This window comes from Bradyrhizobium sp. HKCCYLS3070, from assembly GCF_051167575.1.
Lineage (GTDB): Bacteria > Pseudomonadota > Alphaproteobacteria > Rhizobiales > Xanthobacteraceae > Bradyrhizobium.
Map to the genome: position 1 here is coordinate 139,893 of NZ_JBNPTI010000002.1, position 23,854 is coordinate 163,746.

Sequence of the window (23,854 nt, forward strand, 5' to 3'; positions counted from 1 at the left end):
CGCGCCGCGGTTAGCTCGTCGGCAAATAGCGCTCGGACTGCCTGCAAGAGGCTGGCGATTCGATACGCGAAAATGTCAATCAGGGAAGGTCTTCAATGCGTGGCTATACCCGATTCGACATCGACGGCGCTGGGTGGAACCGCTTGGTGGCAACGCGATCCAGGTGATCAATCCCGCCGGCGAGCAGCCGGCAGGACTAATCACTCTAGGAGCGGCTGCGGACGTAGATCGCGCTGTGAAGGCCGCGCGAACGCATTTGCCAGCGTCTCCCGCGGCAGCCGCCAGGAACGGATCGATATCCTTTCCAGAATTTTGAACGTGTACGCGAGGTGTCATGCTGATCTCGGCGCCGCTCGGCAGCAGGTCCCAGCAACAGACCCGGCGGTCGTTGCGCGCACGGTCGGAGATGAACGCGCGGCGCCGGCTCGTCCAGTCCGTAGTAGTTGAGCCGAGCCCTCGCATGGTCGTTGAGGGGAACTCATATCGTGGGCGAGCCTTTCGGCGGCGACTTTGGTCGTCCGAAGGAGCCAACCGAAGTCGGTATGGACGATCAAAATCGAGAGATGTGGCTTGGCTGCGGCGCGTAAGAGCGTGAACGTCTGCTCGCCACCGGTCGGACCCGAAGTAGTTCTATAAAAGAATTGAAATCAGCTTTCGAAGGCGAGCCTCCAGGAGGTACGGTGGGTCAGGGGGCAGCGCACGCATAATCGCGGGCTGCAACAAGTAAATAGTTCAAAGATGACTTCATTTTTCGCTTTTTCGGCCGAAGCGAGCGTGCGCCTAGGTGGTCGTGAGCTTGAGCGGATGGGTCCCGCTCTGGCGATCGAGGGGAAGACTCGAGCGGCTTGACTAGTTCCAAAAAAGAACGTTAGATCGGCGAGGAACGACGGTCGATCAAGGCCGCGCTTTGTTGGATCGTGCCACTCGGGCATGCAATCCTCATTTTTGGGAGGAAGTGATGCTGGGGCTCTTCAGGTCTGCTTTCGCGGTGCTGCTTCTGGCGTTCGGGTCATCGGCTTCTGCTGCCGATATGCCGGGGATCACGCCAACGGAGATCAGGATCGGGGGCATCTTTCCCTTTAGCGGTCCTGCTTCGTCGATCGGTCTCGTTGGTCGAGGGCTTCTCGCGTATGTCCAGTCGATTAACGACCGCGGCGGAGTAAACGGCCGAAAGGTCAACTACATTGCGTATGACGATGCCTATAGCCCACCAAAGGCGGTTGAGCATGCGCGAAGGCTCGTCGAAAGCGATGAAGTGGCCTTCATGTTCAGCCAGCTCGGCACGCCCGGCAACTCGGCCACTGCAAAGTATCTGAGGTCGAGGGGCGTGCCGGCGATCGGCATCGTCTCGGGATCGAACAAGTTCACGAATGTGGCGGAGTTTCCGCTGACGACGACCAGTCTGGTCAGCTTCGACACCGAAGGGAAAATCTACGCCAGGTTCCTGACCAAGACGCTGCCGAACGCGAAGTACGCGATCCTGTATCAGAACGATGATCTCGGAAAAGACTACCTCAACGCTTTCAAGGGGGTCCTTAAAGACGAGTTCGACAAGAAGGTCGTCGCAATTGCCTACGAGGTCAGCGAGCCGACGGTGGATTCGCAGGTGGTGAGTCTCAAGAGTTCGGGCGCCGAGGCATTGTTGGTGGCTGGTACCCCGAAGTTCGCGGCGCAGGCAATCCGCAAAGCTGCCGAAATCGGCTGGAAACCGATGATCGTACTGAACTACCCATCAAGCTCGGTTGGCGCCACGCTGAAGCCCGCAGGTCTCGATAATTCAATAGGCGTCATCGTTGGAACGGTGGCGATGGACCCGACCGACTCGCAGTGGGATAACAACGACGGAATGAAGAACTTTCGAGCATTTGTCGCACGGTACTTGCCCGGAATCGATATCGCCGACACGAACTATCTGTTCGGGTATACGCAAGGCATGCTGCTCGAACGCCTGCTCAAGCAGTGTGGGAACGATCTGTCGCGCGAAAATATCATCGGGCAGGCCAAGAACCTCAAGAACGTCGCGCTTCCCACGCTGCTGCCCGGGATCACGGTCAATACAAGCGACAAGATCAACATGAATTTCACGCAAATGAGGCTACAGCGCTGGACCGGGACGCGGTGGGATCAATTCAGCGAGGTTCTCGATGCCAGCTCGGAGTGATGAGGTTGGTGGTGTCTCGCTAACGCCGGTGGCGTCAATCGCTGCAGCTGAAATGAGGTTATCGTGAAAGGATTGATGCAGAATCAGCCTTTGCTGCTGTCCTCGCTCTTGAAGCATGCGGAGCGCTTCCATTCGCGGACGGAGATCGTTTCGCGCACCGTGGAGGGCTCGATTCATCGCTATACGTATGGGGATGCGGCGCGTCGCACCAGAAGGCTTGCCGATGCTTTGACCCGCCATGGCATCTTGCAGGGCGATCGTGTCGCAACTCTTGCCTGGAACACGTTCAGGCATTTCGAGATCGAGCATGGCGTCACGGGAATCGGTGCAGTATGGCATGCGATCAACCCGAGACTTATCCCGGATCAGATCAGCTACATTGCAAATCACGCCGAAGACAAAATCCTGTTCTTCGACAGCTCGTTTCTTCCCCTCGTGGAGAAGCTGGCGGCCGGGCTTTCCTCCGTGAAGATGTTTGTCCTGATGGCGGATCGAGCCGGCATGCCAAGGACGACGCTGCCGAATTTGCTGTGCTACGAGGAATTCGTGGACTTGGGAAAGGAGGAGTTTGAATGGCCGGTATTCGACGAACTTTCGGCCTCCTCCCTGTTCTACACGTCGGGGACCACAGGCAATCCCAAGGGCGTTCTCTACTCGCATCGATCGGATATCCTGCATTGCCTCTGCATCTGCGGTGCGTACGCAATGGGCATTGCGCCGCGCGACACTCTTCTGCCGATGACCCCGATGTTTCACGCCAACGGGGCCTGGGGCTTGACCCATGCAGCTCCCATGGTCGGTGCCAAGATGGTCCTGCCAGGACCCCAAATGGACGGCGCCGCCATTGCGGAGTTGATAGACAGGGAAGGCGTGACCATGGCCGCCGGGGTCCCGACACTCTATTCAAACCTGCTCCAGTACTTAGAGTCCAGGGGTACCGGTGCTGGGACGCTCGAGCGCATCATAGTTGCCGGTTCGGCGCCCGCGCCTAGCCTGATCGAGGGTCTTGAGCGCCTGGGCGTCTCGGTCAACCATCTGTGGGGCATGACCGAGACGAGTCCTTGCGGTACGTCTTCGCAGCCGTCGCGACGCACGGCGAGCCTTTCCCCGCAGGATCGGCTTCGACGCAAGACCAGCCAGGGGCAGCCGATCTACGGCGTCGACATCAAGATCGCTGACGAGCGGGGCAGCGAGATGCCACGCGACGGAAAATCCAGCGGCCGATTGATGGTGCGTGGGCCGTGGATCATCAGCGGTTACTACGGGGAGGACAAGCCGCTGCTGGAGGACGGCTGGTTCAATACCGGGGATCTCGCTGTGATGGATGACGATAATTACATCCAGCTGACCGATCGCGCCAAAGACGTTGTGAAGTCAGGCGGTGAATGGATTTCGTCCATCGACCTGGAAAACCTGGCGAAGGGATGCCCGGGAGTCACGGAGGCGGCCGTGATCGGCGTTCCTCATCCGAAATGGGAGGAGCGACCGCTGCTTATCGTCGTGCCGACATCCGGAGCGACCGTAACGGCGCAATCGATCAGGGCCTATCTGGACAACAAAATCACCAAATGGTGGATGCCTGACGATATCGTCTTCGTTGACGCGCTCAGCTATGGCGCGACGGGCAAGATCCAGAAGATGGAGCTACGCCAACGCTTCTCAGGGCATTATTCCGCGCCAGCGCGAGGGGACAGTGCAAGAGTGCCACAGGGCACTTCAGCGCAGAGCAACGCATCGTGATGCGAACCTCATCGAGCCGTCGCCAGTCCCCGCCGAAAGGCAAACGCCCGGGATCACGCTGCTTGTCTGCGGGTCCTTGCCTTGCTCGGCTTCTGTTCGGGAGAGGCCTTCTCGAGCTTCGCGCGCGCGCCGGGGCCCGGATGGGTATGAACTTCCTTCGCCGACAGCGGTTCGCCGCATTCCGAGCACACCATTACGGGATCGAAGACCTTGCCGCATTTCTTATGCTCATGCAGCAGAGGTCGCCCGCGTTCGTCGACCATGTGCGTGTCGCCCCAATGGACGAGCGCCATCATGATCGGATAGAGATCGAGGCCCTTTTGCGTCAGGATGTACTCATGGCGCTTGGGTGAATCCTGATACGGAATTCGCCGCAACACGCCGTTCCGCACCAGCTTCTTCAGCCGCTCGGCAAGCAGATGGCGCGTGATCCCGAGCGCAGACTGGAAGCCTTCAAATCGTCGGGTGCGCAGAAAGCATTCGCGTAAAATCAGAAGGGTCCAACGGTCGCCAATTACACCTATGGTTCGTGCCAGTGAACATGGCTCTTCCTCGAGGGCATCCCACTTCATTCGTACTTCTCCACTCTTCCAGCGACGGGGCGCTCGAATCGCCAACGCAACCGTCTTTTCAAGAACCATTCTAGATAGGGACTACGTTCCAAACAACCTCTAACCGATCTGGGCCAAAATAGCAGAAACTGCCAGTTTATTGACAGTTCGTTTTTAGAACTGTATGAGAGTTGGCGATACGGTTCGTGCGGACCAAACATGAACACTTCAACAATGCCTATGCGGGAGAGGCCGGCGTGACAGCTCTGAAGGTTGAATTCCAGTTCGATTTCGGCAGTCCCAACGCCTATCTGGCGGAACGCGCAATACCTGGCGTCGAGCGACGGACAGGCGTGAAGTTTGATTATGTGCCGATACTTCTCGGCGGCATCTACAAGGCGACCGGCAACATGTCCCCGGCGGAGTCGCTGCACGGCATCAAGAACAAGCCCGAATACATGGCGCTCGAGACGCAGCGCTTCATCCGTCGCCACAACATCACGACATTTCGGCAAAATCCGTTTTTCCCGGTGAATACGCTGATGCTGATGCGCGGTGCGGTCGCCGCTCAGTTCGAGGGTATGTTCGAGCCGTATTTCCGGGCTGCTTACCATCACATGTGGGAGGATCCGAAGAAGATGGACGACGTCGAGGTGTTCCGCGCGGCTTTCAAATCCTCAGGGCTCGACATCGACAGGCTGATGGCACGAGCTCAGCAGGACGACGTCAAGAAGAGGCTCATCGACCTGACCACGGATGCGGTCAACCGCGGAGCATTCGGTTCGCCGACGTTCTTCGTCGGCAAGGAGATGTTCTTCGGCAAGGACCAGCTCCGGGACGTCGAGGAATCGATCGTCGAGCAGATGCGACAGCCTGCCGCCAGCATTGCGTGACTCGAAACGCAGCACGAGATAATGCGCCTGGCCGAAGGAGTTGGCGTAAAGGCCGGAAGAACCAGCCAGGAGAGGGGAAACGTCATGCCAGGGCCGCTTAGCGGAGTTCGTGTGCTCGATCTGACCGGTGTGGTATCAGGTCCGTTCGCGACGATGTTTTTGGCCGATCAGGGCGCCGACGTGATCAAGATCGAGCCCATTGGTGGCGACATCACCCGCCGCAGCCGCGCCACCATCGACAAGCGCGGTGAGTTCTCGGCGTTGTTCATCTCATCAAACCGTGGCAAGCGTTCGCTTGCGCTCGACGTCAAGAGCGAAGCCGGTCGCGAGGTGCTTGCCAAACTTGTCGCGCAATCCGACGTGCTGGTGCAGAATTTTCGGCCCGGCACGATGGAACGCCTCGGGCTCGGCGCCGCCGAGTTGCGCGGCCGCTATCCGCGGCTGATTTACGTTTCCATCAGCGGCGTCGGCGAAACCGGCCCTTATGTCAAGAAGCGCGTCTACGATCCGATCATTCAGGGTCTCTCGGGGTTCGCCGACATCCAGTCGCAGCCCGTGACCAACCGGCCACAGATGATCAGAACCATCGTTTGCGACAAGACCACGGCCGTCATGACGGCACAAGCGGTTGCAGCAGCGCTCTATGCGCGAGAGAAGAGCGGACAAGGGGATCACATCCAGGTCGCGATGCTGGATGCAATGATCTCTTACCTCTGGCCAGAAGGTATGATGCAATACACTGTGGTGGGCGCCGAGGCTGCTGCGGCCGATCCCAATGATCGCCCCGACCTCGTGTTCAAGACCAGCGACGGCTACATCACTTGCGGTACTATCTCGGACTCGGAATGGCAGGGGTTTTGTCGCGCGACAGGTGATCCGGAGCTTGGCACCGACCCACGTTTTGCGACGCCGGCGGCGCGTTCCGTCAATGCGACTGCTCGCATCAACAAGATGGCTGAATACATCGCGCAGCACAACACCGCCGAATGGCTGGAACGGCTCGATGCAGCGGACGTCCCCTGCGCGCCGATCCTGCGCCGTGGGGAGATCATTCACAACGAGCAGGTGATCGCGCGCGATCTCATTGCCGAGTTGGACCAGCCCAGTGTTGGTCGCATTCGACAGCCCAAGCCGGCCGCTCGCTTCGAAGTCAATCCGGCTGCGATCGGTGGTCCTGCCCCCCGAATCGGCGAGCATTCGCGCGAGATCCTGGGTGCGCTCGGCTATGACAATGCCGCGATCGAGAAGATGGCGACCGAAAAATCGGTCCGGATCTTGGGTTAAGCCGGCGGAGCTTTTGGCAGCACCGGCGTAATTGGAACGAGCGGAATGTTAGCTTCCTGGCCGAGCCGATAGGCAGGCCGGGCGTGGATGCGCTCCAGATAGGGCAGGGCGTTATCGCAGACGCCCACCTCATAGGTGATCGCCCATTCGAGACACGTGGTCAGCAGGATATCGGCGCTGGTGAACTGATCGCCCATCAGGTATCGGCGTCCATCGGCAAGCGCGACCTCCACATGGCGCAATTGCTCGCGGAAATACTCGCCTGCCCTGGCGACGACTTCGGGAGCAATGCCGTAGATGGTGCCAAGCCCATCTGCCCGATGGCGCCGCATTACATAGAGGCTAGTGGAATCAAGCTCTGCAACGATGAAGAAGCACCATTCCAGCCAGGCAGCATAGTCGCGCTGCTTTTCTGGGATCAGCGCCCGGTCCCGCGTGGAGTAAGTGCGTGACAGGTACGCGACGATGGCGGCACTCTCGCCGATGCAGAAATCGCCGTCCTGTAGCAGCGGAACCTTCTGCCGCGGATTGAGCGCGGTATATTCCGCCGTCTTGGTTTCCCCAGTACGCGGCCCAATCGGCTTGCTCGTGTAGGCGAGACCGAGCTCGTACATCGCCCAGTGCGCCCGTACGGTCCGGCTGGTGCCTGCTCCCCACAGCGTCAGATTCGGCATGGTGTCCATCTCACCATTTCTCCGCGGAAGGACGGAGGTCGAGTTCATGGGTCCAGCCATCTCTGGTCTGCTCGTGCGCGAACCAATAGGCTTCCGCGATCGATGATGTTTTCGTCAGGCTGTCCGGTGGAATCTCGCTCGCCTCCATGCCTTTAGCCGCCTTCATTCGGGCATGGATCGCCGGGCTGTCGACGCCGGCATCGATAATGAGGTGCACCACGTGGATATTTTTTGGGCCCAATTCCCGGGCCATTGACTGCGCGACAGCGCGTAGACCGAATTTCGCGCTGGCGAAGGCCGCATAGCCCGTTCCGCCGCGGAGGCTGGCGGTCGCGCCGGTGAACAGGATGCTGCCCCGACCGCGCGATACCATGTAGCGTGCGGCCTCGCGGCCGACCAGAAATCCGGCGTAACAGGCGAGTTCCCACGCTTTAGAGAACAGCTTCTCGGTTGTCTCCAGTAAAGGCTTGTTGACGTTCGATCCGGCGTTGAAAAGGCAGACCTCGATTGGCCCGATCTCCTTCTCGATGCGCGCGAATATTTCCTGAACCCCGGATTCCTGGCGAGCATCGACACTAAAGGCGTGAATCCTGTGACCCGCCGCTCTCAGCTCCGCCACGAGCGCCTGCGATTTTGCTGCCTCTCGCCTGCAGATACAAACGGTATATCCGCCCTTCGCAAAGCGGCGGGCGACGGCCGCCCCGATCGCGTCGCCAGCGCCGACAAGTATCGCCACTCCGCGGGCTCTCGCCATCTCAATTCCTCCCCCATAAGTTCGTATTTGAAACTGTGTAAATAGACTGTGTCGACGATGCTGTAAACGGCGTCTGCGAGTGAGAGAACCAGTTTCGATGCACAGGCCAGGTAAATCAATCTGAAAATGTCGATTGACTAGTTCTAAAAAAGAACGTTCAATCGTCGTTAGATGCGGTGATTGAGCGGGCTGCCGGCGCTAAGCCAAAGACGCCAGACCTAGCCTGATCGGAGGAAGAGCCATGCAAAAGCGGAGCGCGACCGTCGCTGTGATCGGCGCCGGTGACTATATCGGTGCCGAGATCGCGAAGAAATTTGCTTCGGAAGGCTTCACGGTCTTCGCCGGTCGCCGCAACGGCGACAAGCTGGAGCCCTTGGTCAAGGAAATCGAGAAGGCAGGGGGCGAGATTCATGCGCGTTCGCTCGACGCGCGCAAGGAAGATGAGATCGTTTCATTCCTCGGCGATGCCGACAAGCACGCTCCGCTCGAGGTCTGCATCTTCAACATCGGCGCCAATGTCAATTTTCCCATTCTCGACACCACTGAACGGGTGTTCCGCAAAGTTTGGGAAATGGCGTGCTATTCCGGCTTTCTCGCGGGGCGCGAAGCCGCGCGGCTGATGCTGCCCCGCGGCAAGGGCAACATCTTCTTCACAGGCGCGACCGCCAGTCTCCGCGGCGGAACGGGCTATGCGGCGTTCGCCAGCGCAAAGTTTGGCCTTCGCGCGGTTGCGCAGGCGATCGCGCGCGAATTGGGCCCCAAGAACATCCACGTCGCGCACCTCGTCATCGATTCCGGCGTCGATACCGAATGGGTTCGCCAGAGACGGATCGAGGCGCTTGGGCCGAATGCACTGGACAATCCCGACCTGCTGATGCCCCCAGCCTCCGTCGCAGAATCGTATTGGCAGCTCTATCAACAGCCCCGCAGCGCGTGGACGTTCGAGATGGAAATTCGACCGTTCGGCGAAAAGTGGTAACGAGGCCTTTCGATGGAGCTTAAGCTTTCGAAAGAGGATGCTGCTTTCCGCGATGAAGTGCGTGCATTCATCGTGGAGCACTATCCGCAGGAAATGCGGGTGCCGAACCCGGAGACCGACCTGACCAAGGAGCAGACGCTCCTTTGGCATCGCATCCTCTACAAGAAGGGCTGGATCGCGCCGCTGTGGCCGAAGGAATATGGTGGGCCCGGCTGGTCGATCACGCAGCGCTTCATCTTCGAGCAGGAAACCAGCCGAGCCGGGACGCTGCCGCCTTTGGCATTCAGCGTCACCATGGTCGGGCCCGTCATCTACACTTTCGGTAGCAAGGCGCAGAAGGAGAAATTCCTGCCGCGCATTCTCTCCGGCGAGGACTGGTGGTGTCAGGGCTATTCGGAGCCCGGCTCAGGATCGGACCTTGCGTCGGTCAGAACCAAGGCCGTACGTGATGGCGACCATTACGTCGTCAACGGCCACAAGACCTGGACGACGCTGGCGCAGCACGCCGACTGGATCTTTTGCCTGGTGCGGACCGACCCGGCGGCCAAACCGCAGGCCGGCATATCCTTTCTCCTGATCGATATGAAATCGCCCGGCGTGACCGTGCGCCCGATCATCACCATCGACGGCAGCCACGAGGTCAATGACGTCTTCCTGGAAAATGTCCGCGTTCCGATCGAAAACCTGATCGGTGAGGAGAATAAGGGCTGGACCTACGCAAAATTCCTGCTCGGAAACGAGCGCACCAGTATGGCTGGCATCGGCCGTTCGACGCGCTACCTGGATCGGCTGAAGCAAATCGTGAAGGCCGAGATTCCCGAAGAAGATCCGACGTATCTCGAATTCGTGCGGGATATCGCACGGATCGAGCTGGACGTGTTGGCCTTGGAAGCAACCGAGCTTCGCGTGGTGGCACAAATGGCCCGCGGGATCGATCCAGGCGCCGCCGCGTCGTTGTTCAAGATTCGGGGTACGGAGATCTTCCAGAACATCACCGAGCTGACGCACCGGGCAATCGGTAATTTCGGTCTGGCGATCCGGGAGCATCCCGTCAGTGCCAACCACTTCATGCCGGGCCCGGCCTACGGTCACACTGCGTCCGAGAAGTACCTGAACTCACGCAAGCTCTCGATCTACGGCGGATCGAACGAGATCCAGCGCAACATCATCGCCAAGGCCGTGCTCGGACTTTAGGCCGAGCGGAGTACGGGGGATCGGATGGATATTCAGTTCACGGAAGAGCAGGAACTATTGCGGTCCAGCGTGCAGCGGCTTCTGCGGGATCGATACGACTTTGAAGCGCGTCGCAAGATCGTAGCCAGCGAAGAAGGCTTCAGTCGCAAGCACTGGGCCTCGTTCGCCGAACTCGGCCTGCTTGCCGCACCTTTTTCGGAGGATGCGGGCGGCCTCGGCGGTGGTCCCCTGGCGACCATGATCGTGATGCGGGAATTCGGCCGTCACCTCGTGGTCGAGCCATTTTTGGAGACGGTCGTTCTGGCCGGCGGCCTGATCGAGAGTGAAGCCTCGCCTGCACAGAGGGATCAGTTCATTCCCAACATCATCTCCGGGAAATCAATCTGGGCGCTGGCCTGGGCAGAAAAGAGCTCGCGCTACGATTTCGCTGACGTCACCACAACGGCGCGCCGCGAAGGTACTGACTATGTCCTGAACGGCGAAAAGGCGGTCGCGATCGCGGCCCCCTGGGCGGATTACCTGATCGTCTCAGCACGCACCTCGGGCCACCGTCTCGATTCGGAAGGCGTCAGTCTGTTCATCGTTGATCGTCGCGCCGCCAATCTTCACCTGCAAGGCTTCAAGACGATCGACGGCCGCCGAGCGGCCGAGGTCAGCCTCAAGGACGTGCGCGTCGGCAACGATAGCTTGCTAGGCGAAGAAGGAGGGGGCGCCGCCGCGCTAGAAGCGATTTCCGAACGCGTCATTGGCGCGCTGTGTGCCGAGGCCGTCGGCGCGATGGCCGAATTGAACTCGGCGACGCTGGAATACACCAAGACGCGAAAGCAGTTCGGCGTGGCGCTCGGCACCTTCCAGGTTTTGCAGCATCGGATGGTAGACATGTTCATCGCGCATCAGGAAGCGGTGTCCCTGATGCAGCATCTCAACTTAGGTCTGGCGGCAAACGAATCGGGCCTATCGAGACTGGCGTCGGGAGCCAAGGCAAAGGTCGGCTACGCCGCTAGATTCGTGGCCGATCAGGCCGTGCAACTGCATGGCGGCATGGGCATGAGCGACGAGCTCAATGTCGGCCACTACTTCAAGCGGATTTCTTCCATCAACATCCAGTACGGCGATCCCGCATTCCATGTTCTGCGCTATGCGCAGACCGATGCGGCCGCTTAAATCAGAGGCAAAATATGACAGAAGCAGTCATCGTATCGACCGCGCGCACCGGGGTCGGGAAGGCCTACCGCGGGGCGTTGAACAACACCGACGGACCGACCATGGCGGGCCATGTGATCGCGGAAGCCGTCAGGCGCGCCAAGATCGAGCCCGGCGAAGTCGAGGACATCGTGATGGGTTGCGCGATGCAGCAGGGCACCATGGTTATGAACGTCGCTCGCAAAGGCGCGATCCGTGCCGGATTGCCGGTGACGGTTGCCGGCACGACCATTGATCGGCAATGCGCATCCGGCTTGCAGGCCATCGCGGTCGCCGCGCGCTCGATCATGCTTGACGGCGTCGATGTCGCCATCGGAGGCGGCATCGAATCCATCAGCCTCGTCCAGAACGAGTATATGAACAAGTTTCACGCTGTCGACGCCGATTTGATGGCGATGAAGCCGGAAATGTACATGTCGATGCTGGAGACCGCCGAAGTGGTCGCCGAGCGCTACAAGATCGGGCGCGACCGCCAGGATGAATATTCGCTCGAATGCCAGCGTCGCGTCGGAGCCGCGCTGCAGGGTGGGCGCTTCAGTGACGAGATCGTTCCGATCACGACGAAAATGGCTGTCGTCGACAAGGACACCAAGGAGATCTCCTACCAGGAGGTTACCCTGGCACAAGACGAAGGTCCGCGCCCGGAGACCACGGCCGAGGGCTTGGCCAAAATCAAGCCGGTGTTCGAAGGCAAGACCATCAGCGCCGGCAATGCCAGCCAGCTCTCCGATGGCGCGTCGGCTTGCGTAATCATGAGCGACAAGATTGCTGCAAAGAAGGGAATCCAACCGCTTGGCATTTTCCGCGGCTTCGTCGCCGCGGGTGTCGAGCCCGACGAGATGGGGGTCGGGCCGGTGGCCGCGATCCCTCGCTTGCTGAAACGGCACGGCTTGCGAATCGACGATATCGATCTGTGGGAGCTGAACGAGGCCTATGCGGTTCAGGTGATCTACTGCCGCGACAAGCTGGGCATTGATCCGGACAAATTGAACGTCAATGGTGGGGCGATCGCCATCGGCCCCCCCTATGGCATGACGGGCTCGCGACTGGCCGGCCATATCCTGATCGAGGGCCGGCGCCGCAAAGCGAAATTCGGCGTGGTGACGATGTGCATCGGCGGCGGCATGGGCGCGGCCGGGCTTTTCGAGATCGTGCACTGATCGGAAACTGGAGGCTTACGTGAAGACAGCTATCACTGAACTATTTGGCATCCAGCATCCGATTATTCAGGGCGGCATGCATTATGTCGGCTTTGCCGAACTGGCTGCAGCGGTGTCCAACGCCGGCGGCCTTGGCATCATCACCGGCTTGACGCAGAAGACGCCGGAGCTGTTGGCCAAGGAGATCGCGCGCTGCCGCGATATGACGGACAAGCCGTTCGGCGTAAACCTCACCTTCCTGCCGACCTTTTCGGCGCCACCCTATCCCGAATACATTCAAGCCATCGCCGAAGGCGGCGTCAGGGCCGTCGAGACCGCGGGCCGCAGTCCCGAGCAATACATGCCAGCGCTCAAGGCGGCCGGCATCAAGGTGATCCACAAGTGCACGTCCGTCCGGCATTCGCTCAAAGCCCAGGAAATCGGGTGCGACGCCGTCAGCGTCGACGGTTTCGAATGCGGCGGTCATCCCGGCGAAGACGACATGCCCAACATGATCCTGTTGCCGCGCGCCGCCGATGAGCTGTCGATCCCATTCGTGGCGTCGGGCGGCATGGCGGATGCCCGCAGCCTAGTCGCGGCGCTGGCGATGGGCGCGGCAGGCATCAATATGGGCACGCGTTTCATCGCTACCAAGGAAGCGCCGGTGCACGACAACGTCAAGAACGCGCTGTTGGAAGCTACCGAACTCGACACCCGCCTTGTAATGCGCAACTTGCGCAACACCGAGCGTGTGTTGAAGAACAAGGGCGTCGATCGCCTGCTAGAGATCGAGCGTGAAAAGGGCAAGAGCCTGAAGATCGAGGACATCCTCGACCAGGTCGCGGGCGTCTACCCCAGGGTCATGATCGATGGCGACATGGATGCCGGGGCCTGGAGCTGCGGCATGGTCGTCGGCCTCATCCATGACATTCCAACGGTGAAGGAACTGATCGATCGCATCATGACCGATGCGGATGCGATCATCCGTCAGCGACTAACCGGCTTCCTCGATGCCGACGAAAATTCCGTCCGAAAGGGGGCTTGAGGCGACAGACGTCCGCTAACGAGGTGGCGGATTGCTGATGGTCCTGGGCCGGGAGGCTGCGTATCATGACCGATGGATCAATTTCGATCGACACCGGAACGAACGAACTACTCTGTTCGGTCCGAGATCGCGTTGCCATTATCACGCTGAACCGGCCCGAAGCGCGGAATTCACTATCGGACCATTTGACGCCGGCGCTGCGCCGGATGATCAGGCAAACTGGCAGCGATCCTGATGTCGGCGCTCTGCTGATCACCGGCGCCGGCACCGCGTTTTGCTCCGGCGGTGATGTCAAGGGTATGGGCACAAAGTCGTCCACGAGGCCCATGGCCTATGGAGACAAGGTCGTGCGCCTGATGGAAGGGCAGCGGACGCTGACCGGGGCGCTTGTTTCTCTCCGCAAGCCAACGATCGCGGCGCTTCCGGGGCCGGCCGCCGGCGCCGGCCTTGCCATCGCGCTTGCTTGCGATATCCGGATTGCCTCCGAATCTGCCTTAATGACTACTGGTTATGCCAAGATTGCATTGACCGGAGACTACGGAATTTCCTGGCTGCTGACCCGGTTGGCCGGGACGGCGCGCGCGAGAGAGCTGATGTATTTGTCAGAACGGATCGATGCCCGCCGCTGCGAGGCGTTGGGCCTTGTCAACCGTGTAGTACCCGATGCAGATCTGCTAAGCGAAGCATTTGTCATCGCAAGAACGCTCGCGAATGGTCCGGCCCATGCGTATGCAGCGATCAAAGACAATCTCGATCTGGCGCTGTCGACAGATTTTGTGACATCGCTGGACCATGAAGCCAAAAACATGGTCATGGCGGCGGAGACTGCACAGCATACTGAAGCCGTAAAGGCGTTCATCGAGAAGCGCTCGCCTGATTTTCGAGGCATTCCATGAAGACGGCAATTGTCATCGGAGTGGGCCCAGAGCGGGGACTGGGGGCCCAGTTGTGCAAGAGATTCGCCGCTGAAGGTTTGAGGGTGATAGTCGCCGGCCGTACGAAACTCGCGCTTGAGACGATCGCAAATGACATTACCTCATCGGGCGGACAGGCTCTCCCGATAGTGGCGGATGCGACCAACGAAGCCGATATAGTCGCAATGTTCGACAGAGCCGGCGATGAACTCGATCTGGCGATCTATAATGCGGGCAACAACACACCCGGGCGTATTCTGGAGATGGAAGCGGGGTACTTCGAGCAAAGCTGGCGTGTCGTCTGCTTCGGTGGGTTCCTGTTTGGCCGCGAGGCCGTTCGCCGCATGCTGCCGAACAAGGCCGGCACGCTTTTGTTTACCGGCGCCAGTGCTTCGCTGCGCGGAAAAGCGGGGTATGGCGCGTTCAATTCGGCGAAAGCTGGCCTGCGGATTCTCGCGCAGGCCATGGCAAAGGAATATGCCAGCGAAGGGATCCATGTAGGGCACGTCGTTGTCGACGGAGCCATCGCCGGTGACAAGATCTTCAGGCGCATACCCGACGCAGCCCAGCGGGAGAACAGCCTGGTCAGTATCGAGGGCATAGTCGACGCATTTGCGTTCCTCTACCGGCAATCACCGCGAGCATGGTCATTTGAAGTTGATGTCCGTACCTCCCAGGAAAGGTGGTGATCGCCGTCAGGCCGGTGCGTCATTCATGGGAGGCGGGCCCGTGGCCACCTGAAATTTCTCAGCGTCATGACGTGCAATTGCAAGCCGTGGCCTATGCTCCGCCTCCCGGTGCAGGAAGGTGATGGACTACGGGCTGGCGTTCGGAATCGTCACTAAGGGTAAAGGCGCGAACATTTCGGCTGCGAAGGCGCGCGATCACATATTTGGCTACACGATTTTCAATGATTTTTCCGCGCGAGATGCCCAGCTCATAGAGATGGCAGGCCGGCTGGGGCCGGCCAAGGGTAAAAGCTTTGATGGGGGCAATGTGCTGGGGACCCTGGATCGTCACGCCTGACGAAATTGACGACTCCGACAAACTCAGGATGGAAGCTCGCGTGAACTGAGAACTTCGTTCTCAAGGTACCAGCGAAGGCATGCTTTTCTCGTTCGAGGAAATCATTGCACACGTCACCCTGGATGAGACGTTGATGCCCGGCGAGTTCATCGAGTCCGGCACGGTTGGCAACGGCTGCGGCCTCGAACTCGGCTGGTACCTCGAGCATGGAGAGAGCATTGAGCTCGAAGTCGAGAAGATCGGCATTCTGAAGAACCGCATGGAACGCCGGACTGGTTGATATCGATGATGACTTGCAAAACGCAAGTCATCATGTATTGTGCCTGCAAGAGCCGGAGTGTGCATCTGCAGGTGCGGGGCCGGAAAACAGGAGGCAACTTTGTCCGAGGAAGCGATGGTTGCGCGCGAGGAGCGTGGCAATATCTCCGTTTTGACGATGGTTTACCGGCCGTACAATCTGCTCGGCCCGAAGCTCATCAACGCTATCGTGGAGCAGGTGGAAGCATCGCGAAAGGCGGGTAGCCGTGCCATCGTGATCAGAAGCGGATTGCGCCACTTTTCTGCCGGCGCCGACCTGGACATCTTTGACAAGCGCGTAGCGGCGGGCACATCTGATCAGAGCGGTGAAAATCGGCTGCTGAGCGGCGTCGAGTTCCTCCGCTTCATGGAATTATTGCCGATTCCGTTGATCGCCAGCGTTCATGGCGTTTGCCTCGGCGGCGGGCTCGAGCTCGCGCTGTCATGCGACTATGTCATCGCGGCTTCGTCAGCAAAGATCGGCTCGGTCGAGGCGACGCTTGGGTTGCATCCGCTACTTGGCGGAATCCAGCGGCAAGTTCAGCGGATCGGGGCACAGCGAGCCAAAGAGATGTCGATGCTGGCACGGCGCTACGATGCGCCGACATTGGAGAAGTGGGGCCTGATTAATCTTACCGTGCCCGAGGAATCCTTGGAAAAGGCGACGATGTCTATCGCGGAGGAGTTCGCTCAGGGGCCGACGGTGGCACACGCGGCGACCAAGGAGCTTGTGCATATTGCGGTCAACGACGGTGTGGTGGCGGCAGACGAAGCGATGGCAAGAGTGCAGGCGCCGATTTGGGCATCGGAAGATCTGAAAACCGGTCTTGCGTCATTCCGCAAGAACGGCCCGGGTCTCGCCAAGTTCGCGGGGCGCTGACATGGGCGGTCCTCTCAACGGAATCCGTGTCGTCGACTTCTCCCGTGTGTTGGCAGGCCCCTTATGCGCGCGAACCTTGCAGGATCTCGGTGCCGAGGTCATCAAGGTGGAGCCGCCAAGCCCGGACGTCTCACGCTTCGCGTTTCCCTCAACCGACGGGATGTCGGGCTATTACGCGCAGCAGAACGCCGGTAAACGCAACGTCAGCATCAATCTCAATGTTCCCGGTGCTTATGAACTCGCACTGAAGCTCTGCGATACCGCCGATGTCGTCGTGGAAAACTTCCGCGCGGGCACGCTTGGTTTCTTCGGCCTTGATTATGAAACCCTGTCCAAGCGCAATCCGCGATTGGTATATGCCTCGATCACCGGCTATGGCCAGGGCGGACCCTGGCGCAGCCGGATGGCCTATGCGCCGACCGTGCAGGCCGAGGCCGGCTTCACCGAAAACAGCATTCGTCACTATGGAGAGGCGTTGACTGAACCGCGCACGGACAGCCTCTCGCACGCGGACGTCTACGCCGGCCTGCAGGCCACCATCGCGATTCTTGGCGCGCTGAATAGCCGCCAAAGGACAGGTCAGGGCCAATATATCGATGTCGCGATGGCTGCGACACTGCTCGCGGTCAACGAACGTGCACATGTCGATCTTTCCGACGATGATATTGGAGCCGAGCCCGCCGTGCTCGGCGCGACGGACTGCTCATTCTTTACCGGACCTAATGGAGAGCATTTCACGGTTGCGACGAGCATTATCGGCAGCCGGACCTTCCCATCCTGGCTGCGCGCGATGCGTCGCGTGGATTTGATGGACGACCCGCGCTTTGCGAGCGCGGCCGCGCGTCGCTTGAATTTCGGTGTGCTGCACCAGATGATCCAGTCGTGGATCTTGACCTTCCCCGACATGGCGACGCTCGATGCCCAATTCGACGAAGCCAAGATCGCGATGGGCGAGATCCGCTCGATCAAGGAACTGAGCGCGTCGGAATGGAGCGATTATTGGGGCGCAGTGCAGCACGTGCCGGACCGCAGCGGCGGCGAATATCGACTGCCGGGTCGGCCGTGGCGGTTCTCGGCGGAGGAGTTGAAGCCGATCGGAGCACCTGCGTTCCAGGGAGAGCACAATTTCGAGGTGTTCAGCGAGCTGGGCGTGAGCCAGGAGGAACTGAGACGCTTGAGCGAAGCGGGTGTGCTGGTCACGCATCCCCGCGCTCTGGAGCCCGAGATTGGCGTCAAACCGCCGGCCGAGTCGGGCCATGCGGCATGAGATCCGAGAGAACCATTCGGCTGCGAAGGTTTGCAACCCGCTAGCTGGCACTGGACATACTGGGATTCCGCTCAATATGGTATGAGCTGAATTCGAAGCTAGGAAAACTATGTCCGGTGCGAAGCAGAGCCGTCTTGCCAATAAGGAATGCTCCATGGCTCGTGCCATGGAGGTGGTCGGCGACCGCTGGTCCATCCTGATTCTCCGTGAAGCCTATTATGGCGTGAAGCGGTTCGATGAGTTCGAACACTACATTGGCATTGCTCCCAATATCTTGAGCAATCGCTTGAAGAAGTTCGTCGATGCTGGTGTGATGACGCGCGTGCCGCTGCCCGAACATTCCGGACGATACGAGTACGTACTGACCGAGAAGGGGCGCGCTTTCTTTCCGGCCTACCTGGCTCTCAAGAAGTGGGGCGATGATTGGCTCGCAGAGCCTGAGGGACCGCAGGTCGTCTTCCGCGATCGTGTCGCTGGGCGCCCGATTGAATTTCCCGTACTGCGGACGTCCAGCGGCAAGCCTCTGCGGCTCGAGGACGTCGAAGTGGTGCCGGGCTCGGGCGCCGTTCCCTTCAATCGCAAGCGATTTGGTGGCACGGCTTCCGCGGAAGCCTCGGCTGGTGTGAGGGCAAGCGCCCAAAGACGAAAGCGGAAGTAACGGCTTGCCAAGATGTAGCTAAAGCGGCCGGGAGAACGCAGCAGCCGTGGCCCGCTCCGCTTTTGCTGGAGCTGAGCCCCGCTCTACTGCCAGCGCCGAAAAATGATGCTCGCGTTGACGCCCCCAAAGCCGAAACCGTTGGAGATCGCATGCTCCATCGTCATGGGCCGGGCCTGACCGGCGACAAGGTCGACACCTGCCGCGGCGGCATCGCAAGTTTCGAGATTGAGAGTAGGTGGCGCGACTTGATCGCGCAGCGCCAGAATCGTGAAGATTGCTTCCGCTCCGCCGGCCGCTCCGAGCAGATGGCCAGTTGCGGATTTGGTGGCACTCACGGCAATCTGCCCCTCGCGGCCGAAGACCGCCTTGATCGCCTCCAGTTCGGAAACATCGCCGACTGGCGTTGACGTGGAATGCGCGTTGAGGTGCTGGACGTCACCGGGTTTGAGGCCGGCCTGCCGCAATGCGCCTTCCATGGCGCGGCGCGCACCGTCGCCGTCCTCGGGCCCTGACGTGATGTGGTACGCATCTGCCGTCGTTCCGTAGCCGACGATTTCCGCAATCGGCTTTGCGCCGCGGCGGATCGCATGCTCCAGCTCTTCTATGACCAGGACGCCCGCGCCTTCGCCCATGACAAAGCCGTCGCGATCACGGTCGAAGGGACGGGAAGCGCGGGCGGGCGTTTCATTGAAGCCGGTCGAAAGCGCACGCGCAGCGGCGAACCCGCCCAGGCTCACGAGATCGATGCAGGCTTCCGAACCGCCGCAAACCGCGGCGTCGACTTCTCCAGATCGGATCAGGCGTGCGGCATCGCCGATTGCCTGCACGCTCGCGGCGCAAGCGGTGACCGGCGCGCCGATGGGACCCTTGAAGCCGTAGCGGATCGAGATGTGGCCAGCCGCGAGATTTGCGAGAAAGGACGGCACGGTGAAAGGCGAGAGACGCCGGACCCCGCGCTGGTCTGTGGTGCGGACCGCTTCCACGATCGCCGGAAAGCCTCCGATGCCGGAAGCGATCACTGTCGCCGTGCGCTCAAGCGAATGCGCGTCGGACGGAGTCCATTCCGCCTGGGCAATGGCCTCGGCCGCGGCGGCAAGCGCGAACAGGATGAAGCGATCCATCCTTCGCTGATCCTTAGGCGCGACGGTCAGATCCGGATCGAATCCGCCCTCTTGATCTTTGGCCCTTGTCGGCACCATTCCTGCGACCCGCGCCGGCAGGGCGGCCGCCCACTCGGGAAGGGCGGCAAGCCCCGAACGGGCCGCGAGCAGCCGTGACCACGCCAGCTCGCTGCCGCAACCCACCGGCGATACCAATCCCAATCCCGTAACGACGACTCGGCGCATCACGGATTCCGTCTCACAAGGAAAGCGCAAGTAGCGCGCGTCTGGTCTCGGTCCGGATCAGATTCGCCCGATACTCCGCTGAAGCGTAGCGATCCGAGAGGCATTCGGTGGTCTCGCTCAGCAATGTGGCCGCCTGGTCGATATTCTCCCGCGACAACGTCTTTCCGGTCAGGAAATCGGCAGCGGCCTGGCCGGCGAAAGCGTGGTTCGCCGCGCCTGTCACGCCGAGGGAGACCTCGGCCACCACGCCGTCTCGCATGCGCACGCCGACCGCAATGCCCACGACAGCAAAGCCGCTCGCGGGATGCCGGATCTTTCGGTATATGAAGCGCATGCCGGCTGTCGGCCGCGGGATATGAATGCTGGTGAGAACCTCGTCCGGTTCCAGCACAGTAGAAAAGATATCGACAAAGAAATCCTGCGCCGCGACCCGTCTGTGGCCGTTCGCGCCGGCGATCTCGATCTCTGCCTTCAGCGCGACGACGACCGCCGGCCAGTCAGCCGCCGGATCGGCATTCGCAAGCGAGCCGCCGATCGTGCCACGGTTGCGCACCTGGGGATCGGCTATCAGACTCGCCGCCTGGCGAAAGATGGGCAATTCCTCGAACAGCGTCTCTGATGCAAGCAGGTCGGCATGCCGCGTCAGCGCGCCGATCCTGACTCCGGCTTTGCCGATCTCGATGCCCTTGAGCTCGGTGATGCCTCCGATATCGATCAGAAGTTCGGGCGACGCCAGCCGCAGCTTCAGGGCCGGAAGCAAGGTATGGCCACCGGCCAGGAGCTTCGTTCCGTCGGGATCTTCCCGCAGCAGATCGATGGCCTGGGCGAGCGAAGCCGCGCGGACATAGTTGAAGGCTGCCGGGATCATTGGAGTTCTCCCGAGCGCGCCTCTTGTACCGCCTTCCAGATTCGCGGCGGCGTCAGCGGCATATCGAGATGTTTGATACCGAACGGTGACAACGCATCGAGTACGGCGTGGACCATGCAGGGGGGCGCCGCGATCGAGCCACTCTCGCCGATGCCCTTGACGCCAATCGGATTGGTCGGCGAGGGCGTCTCCTGGAACTGCGAACGGATGTTCGGCACGTGCTCGGCGCGCGGAACGGCATAGTCGAGCAGCGAGCCGGTCAGGAGTTGTCCATTGTCTGGATCGTAGCTGACCTCTTCATAGAGCGCCTGCGCGATGCCCTGCACGACGCCACCATGAATCTGGCCCGCCGCGAGACGTGGATTGATCAGGGTGCCGACGTCGTCAACCGCGACATAGTCGAGAATGTCGACGATGCCAGTCTCAGGATCGACCTCGACGTAGGTGAGGTGGACGCCTGACGGCGAGCCCATACCGGTTGGGTCGTAAAACTCCGTTTCGTCCAGGCCCGGTGTAACGCCATCCGGCAGCTTGTGGCCGACATAAGCCATGCGGGCCACCTTCGAGAACGTTAACGGCGCGATATCCGTGCCAGGCACGCTGAACGCACCGGCGGAATAGGAAACGTCCTTCTCATCCACTTCCAGCATGCTCGCCGCGATCTTCTTTGCTTTGGCCACGACGCGCTGCGAGCACACATGCACACTGGATCCGCCGACCGCCATCGAGCGGGAATTGAACGTGCCGTGGCCGGCCTGCACTTGCCGCGTGTCCCCCTGCACGATGTCGATGTCCTCAACGGGAATCTGCAGCACGTCCGCGGCAATCTGCGACAGCGACGTGATATGGCCCTGACCCTGGCTCATCGAGCCTGAATAGATCGTAGCCCGGCCGCTGGAATCGATGCTGACCCGCGCACTTTCCCAGCCGCCGCGATCAAATCCGCTGAGCGCCAGCCGCCGCGACGGCGCCATGCCACACATATGCGTATAGGCGGCGATGCCGACGCCGCGATAGACACCGCTGGCACGCAAGGCATCACATTCCTTTCGGCGCCCTTCGTAGTCGAAGGCGGCAAGCGCCTTGTCGAGCAGTCCCTGATAATTGCCGCTGTCGTACATCACGCCCGTGCTGCCATACGGTCGATACGGAAATTCCGCTGCTTGAACGAAATTCTTCCGCCGCACCTCGACCTGGTCGAGATGAAGGTGGCGCGCGACCGCATCGATCGCCCGCTCGGCGATATAGGCGCCCTCTGGTCGTCCATAGCCGCGATAGGCATCCACCGGCACCGTATTGGTGACAACGACTCGGGATATCGCCTCGTAGTTATCGATCTTATAGGTTCCGGTACCGAAGTTGACGGTGTTCACGGTGGGACCGCCGCTCGCCATGTTCGATAGATAGGCGCCGACATTACCAAGGGTCTCGACTTTCAGGCCTAGGATCTTGCCGTCGTTTTTGAACGCGATCTCGATATTTTCCGTGTGCGCGCGACCGTGGCTGGTCGATTGATGGCTTTCGGAGCGGCTTTCCCACCATTTGACTGGCACGCCGAGCTCGCGTGCGAGATAGGGGCAGAGCAAGTCTTCAGGGTAGAGGTGCATTTTGGCGCCAAACCCACCTCCGATATCAGGCGCGATCACCCGCAACTGATGCTCGGGAATGCGAACCGTCTCGGCGATCCAGCGCCGGTGCATGTGCGGAACTTGGCTGCCAATATAGACCGTCAGCGTCCCGTCTGGCTCCGGCGTGGCAACGATCGCGCGCGTTTCCATGCAGGTCGGGATCAGGCGGTTGTTGACGACGCGCAGTCCGATGACCTGATCGGCCTCGTTGGCGGCCTTCTGGTAGTCGCCGCCACGCACCTTGTAGATCGTAGTGATGTTGCCGGGAACGTTGTCATGAAGTTGCGGCACGTCCTGCCGGATAGCGGTCTCTTCGTCGATCACGGCAGGCAGCACTTCGTAACCGACGTCGATCAGCCCGACGGCGTCGTAGGCTTCGGCCAACGTTTCCGCCACTACCAACGCGACGCATTCGCCGACAAAGCGGACGCGGTCGGTCGCGACTACAGGGCGGAACGGCACCTTGCTGCCCGGAAGAACCCAGTTCGGAACAATCGGGCCAATCTTGCCGGCGAGCGCCATCCCGGAAAGGACCAAGCGAACCCCTGGTGCGGCTTTTGCTGCAGAGAGATCGACGCTTCTAATCTCGGCGTGGGCGTGCGGCGATCGCAGTACCGCCATGTGCAGCATGCCCGGCAGCCTGACGTCATCGACGTAGCGGCCCTTGCCAGCGAGCAGCTTGAAATCTTCGCGCCGCTTTAAGGGCCGACCGATATGGCGGATCGCAGGCGTGTCGTTCAAGGCTGCTGCTCCTTCGCTGCGAGGCTTTCAACGGCGCGGACAATGTTGTGATAGCCGGTGCAGCGGCAGATATTGCCGGCAAGTCCATGGCGGATGTCGTGCTCGCCGGGATTGGGATGATCCCTCAGGAGCTGCCGTACGCTCATCACCATGCCCGGCGTACAGAAGCCGCATTGCAGCGCGTGATGTTCGTGAAAGGCGGCCTGAACAGCGCTGAGTTCGCCACCGGGATCGGTCAATCCCTCGACTGTGGTGATCGACGCGCCGTCCGCCGTCACGGCCAGTACCGTGCAGGATTTGACCGCCAGTCCATCGATTTCGACGGTGCAGGCACCGCATTGGGAGGTGTCGCAGCCGACATGGGTGCCGGTGAGGCCAAGATCCTCCCGGATCAGATGGACCAGCAACTTTCGCGCTTCAACGAAAACCGTCTTGCGCGATCCGTTTATCTCGAATGTCACCAAGTGCCGGCTGTGAGGGTCGGGCATTTATCCTCCTGGGATCGGCGCGCGGTTTTTGTTATCCAATAGCCACTCTAATAATAAGAGTGACAAAAATGCAAGACATTTCTTGTCGATGTTCGCGGCTTGGCGCTTGGATGGCGTCCCGAGC

General features: G+C 60.5%; 21 protein-coding genes and 1 pseudogene. 15 read left to right on the top strand and 7 right to left on the bottom strand.

Translation table 11 applies throughout. The annotated features are described in order from the left end of the window. Positions 1 to 958: 958 nt before the first annotated feature. Both ACQR03_RS09390 and ACQR03_RS09395 read left to right on the top strand, forming a co-directional pair. The gene (locus ACQR03_RS09390) at positions 959 to 2,161 is read left to right on the top strand and encodes an ABC transporter substrate-binding protein (protein ID WP_316174910.1); all 1,203 of its coding nucleotides are present in this window, start codon (positions 959 to 961) and stop codon (positions 2,159 to 2,161) included. A 63-nt stretch (positions 2,162 to 2,224) separates the two neighbouring features. Next, a complete protein-coding gene (locus tag ACQR03_RS09395; protein ID WP_434841363.1) occupies positions 2,225 to 3,901 on the top strand; it encodes a long-chain-fatty-acid--CoA ligase in 1,677 nt (558 codons plus the stop codon). A 53-nt stretch (positions 3,902 to 3,954) separates the two neighbouring features. Here ACQR03_RS09395 and ACQR03_RS09400 read toward each other — a convergent pair whose 3' ends face one another. Continuing rightward, entirely contained in the window at positions 3,955 to 4,473 is a 519-nt protein-coding gene (locus ACQR03_RS09400) for a winged helix-turn-helix transcriptional regulator (protein ID WP_315827680.1), read from the bottom strand. A gap of 245 nt (positions 4,474 to 4,718) precedes the next feature. On the opposite strand from ACQR03_RS09400, the gene ACQR03_RS09405 reads away from it, so the two are divergent. Together ACQR03_RS09405 and ACQR03_RS09410 are read left to right on the top strand one after the other, a co-directional pair. Next, positions 4,719 to 5,345, top strand: coding sequence for a 2-hydroxychromene-2-carboxylate isomerase (locus ACQR03_RS09405; RefSeq protein ID WP_315714388.1), 627 nt, complete (start codon positions 4,719 to 4,721; stop codon positions 5,343 to 5,345). Positions 5,346 to 5,429: 84 nt separating this feature from the next. After that, entirely contained in the window at positions 5,430 to 6,629 is a 1,200-nt protein-coding gene (locus ACQR03_RS09410) for a CaiB/BaiF CoA transferase family protein (RefSeq protein WP_434840581.1), read from the top strand. On the opposite strand, the gene ACQR03_RS09415 is transcribed toward ACQR03_RS09410, so the two are convergent. Together ACQR03_RS09415 and ACQR03_RS09420 are read right to left on the bottom strand one after the other, a co-directional pair. Further along, positions 6,626 to 7,303: a glutathione S-transferase family protein gene (locus ACQR03_RS09415; protein WP_316169625.1), complete on the bottom strand. Its 678-nt coding sequence runs from the start codon at positions 7,301 to 7,303 to the stop codon at positions 6,626 to 6,628. The genes ACQR03_RS09410 and ACQR03_RS09415 overlap by 4 nt on opposite strands. A gap of 10 nt (positions 7,304 to 7,313) precedes the next feature. Then, positions 7,314 to 8,057 (bottom strand): SDR family NAD(P)-dependent oxidoreductase, encoded by a 744-nt coding sequence (locus tag ACQR03_RS09420; protein WP_316172586.1) that lies wholly within the window; start codon positions 8,055 to 8,057, stop codon positions 7,314 to 7,316. A 241-nt stretch (positions 8,058 to 8,298) separates the two neighbouring features. Here ACQR03_RS09420 and ACQR03_RS09425 point away from each other — a divergent pair, with 241 nt between their 5' ends. The 11 genes and pseudogenes from ACQR03_RS09425 to ACQR03_RS09475 all read left to right on the top strand — a co-directional run bounded on the left by ACQR03_RS09425 (position 8,299) and on the right by ACQR03_RS09475 (position 18,659). Next, positions 8,299 to 9,036, top strand: a complete 738-nt coding sequence (locus ACQR03_RS09425; RefSeq protein ID WP_315714199.1) for an SDR family oxidoreductase — start codon at positions 8,299 to 8,301, stop codon at positions 9,034 to 9,036. Between the two features lie 12 nt (positions 9,037 to 9,048). After that, positions 9,049 to 10,230 carry an acyl-CoA dehydrogenase family protein gene (locus ACQR03_RS09430; RefSeq protein WP_316172585.1) on the top strand — a complete coding sequence of 394 codons (1,182 nt, stop codon included), beginning with the start codon at positions 9,049 to 9,051 and terminating at the stop codon, positions 10,228 to 10,230. Positions 10,231 to 10,254: 24 nt separating this feature from the next. Next, positions 10,255 to 11,394, top strand: coding sequence for an acyl-CoA dehydrogenase family protein (locus tag ACQR03_RS09435; protein WP_316172584.1), 1,140 nt, complete (start codon positions 10,255 to 10,257; stop codon positions 11,392 to 11,394). 14 nt (positions 11,395 to 11,408) lie between these two features. Further along, the gene (locus ACQR03_RS09440; protein WP_434841362.1) at positions 11,409 to 12,593 is read left to right on the top strand and encodes an acetyl-CoA C-acyltransferase; all 1,185 of its coding nucleotides are present in this window, start codon (positions 11,409 to 11,411) and stop codon (positions 12,591 to 12,593) included. A 19-nt stretch (positions 12,594 to 12,612) separates the two neighbouring features. Further along, positions 12,613 to 13,617 (top strand): NAD(P)H-dependent flavin oxidoreductase, encoded by a 1,005-nt coding sequence (locus ACQR03_RS09445; protein WP_316172582.1) that lies wholly within the window; start codon positions 12,613 to 12,615, stop codon positions 13,615 to 13,617. 65 nt (positions 13,618 to 13,682) lie between these two features. Further along, positions 13,683 to 14,513, top strand: a complete 831-nt coding sequence (locus tag ACQR03_RS09450) for an enoyl-CoA hydratase-related protein (RefSeq protein WP_434841361.1) — start codon at positions 13,683 to 13,685, stop codon at positions 14,511 to 14,513. Next, positions 14,510 to 15,220: an SDR family NAD(P)-dependent oxidoreductase gene (locus tag ACQR03_RS09455; protein WP_434841360.1), complete on the top strand. Its 711-nt coding sequence runs from the start codon at positions 14,510 to 14,512 to the stop codon at positions 15,218 to 15,220. Before ACQR03_RS09450 ends, ACQR03_RS09455 begins: the two co-directional genes overlap by 4 nt. A gap of 106 nt (positions 15,221 to 15,326) precedes the next feature. Further along, positions 15,327 to 15,837, top strand: a pseudogene (locus tag ACQR03_RS09460) (fumarylacetoacetate hydrolase family protein); the annotation flags it as partial. A gap of 99 nt (positions 15,838 to 15,936) precedes the next feature. Continuing rightward, on the top strand, positions 15,937 to 16,734 hold the full coding sequence (locus ACQR03_RS09465; protein ID WP_316169281.1) for an enoyl-CoA hydratase/isomerase family protein: 798 nt from the start codon (positions 15,937 to 15,939) through the stop codon (positions 16,732 to 16,734). Between the two features lies 1 nt (position 16,735). Beyond that, positions 16,736 to 18,001, top strand: coding sequence for a CaiB/BaiF CoA transferase family protein (locus ACQR03_RS09470; protein ID WP_316172579.1), 1,266 nt, complete (start codon positions 16,736 to 16,738; stop codon positions 17,999 to 18,001). 154 nt (positions 18,002 to 18,155) lie between these two features. Further along, positions 18,156 to 18,659, top strand: a complete 504-nt coding sequence (locus ACQR03_RS09475; protein ID WP_315714209.1) for a winged helix-turn-helix transcriptional regulator — start codon at positions 18,156 to 18,158, stop codon at positions 18,657 to 18,659. An 83-nt stretch (positions 18,660 to 18,742) separates the two neighbouring features. Here the strand turns inward: ACQR03_RS09475 and fabF are convergent, their stop codons facing one another. The 4 genes from fabF to ACQR03_RS09495 are packed head-to-tail and all read right to left on the bottom strand — an operon-like array spanning position 18,743 to position 23,730. Then, entirely contained in the window at positions 18,743 to 20,005 is a 1,263-nt protein-coding gene (gene fabF / locus ACQR03_RS09480; protein WP_434841359.1) for a beta-ketoacyl-ACP synthase II, read from the bottom strand. 13 nt (positions 20,006 to 20,018) lie between these two features. After that, positions 20,019 to 20,873: an FAD binding domain-containing protein gene (locus ACQR03_RS09485; RefSeq protein ID WP_316225914.1), complete on the bottom strand. Its 855-nt coding sequence runs from the start codon at positions 20,871 to 20,873 to the stop codon at positions 20,019 to 20,021. Continuing rightward, positions 20,870 to 23,242, bottom strand: coding sequence for a xanthine dehydrogenase family protein molybdopterin-binding subunit (locus tag ACQR03_RS09490; RefSeq protein WP_316172577.1), 2,373 nt, complete (start codon positions 23,240 to 23,242; stop codon positions 20,870 to 20,872). Before ACQR03_RS09490 ends, ACQR03_RS09485 begins: the two co-directional genes overlap by 4 nt. Next, a complete protein-coding gene (locus ACQR03_RS09495) occupies positions 23,239 to 23,730 on the bottom strand; it encodes a (2Fe-2S)-binding protein (RefSeq protein ID WP_315714213.1) in 492 nt (163 codons plus the stop codon). The genes ACQR03_RS09490 and ACQR03_RS09495 overlap by 4 nt, the downstream gene beginning before the upstream one ends. Positions 23,731 to 23,854: the final 124 nt, after the last annotated feature.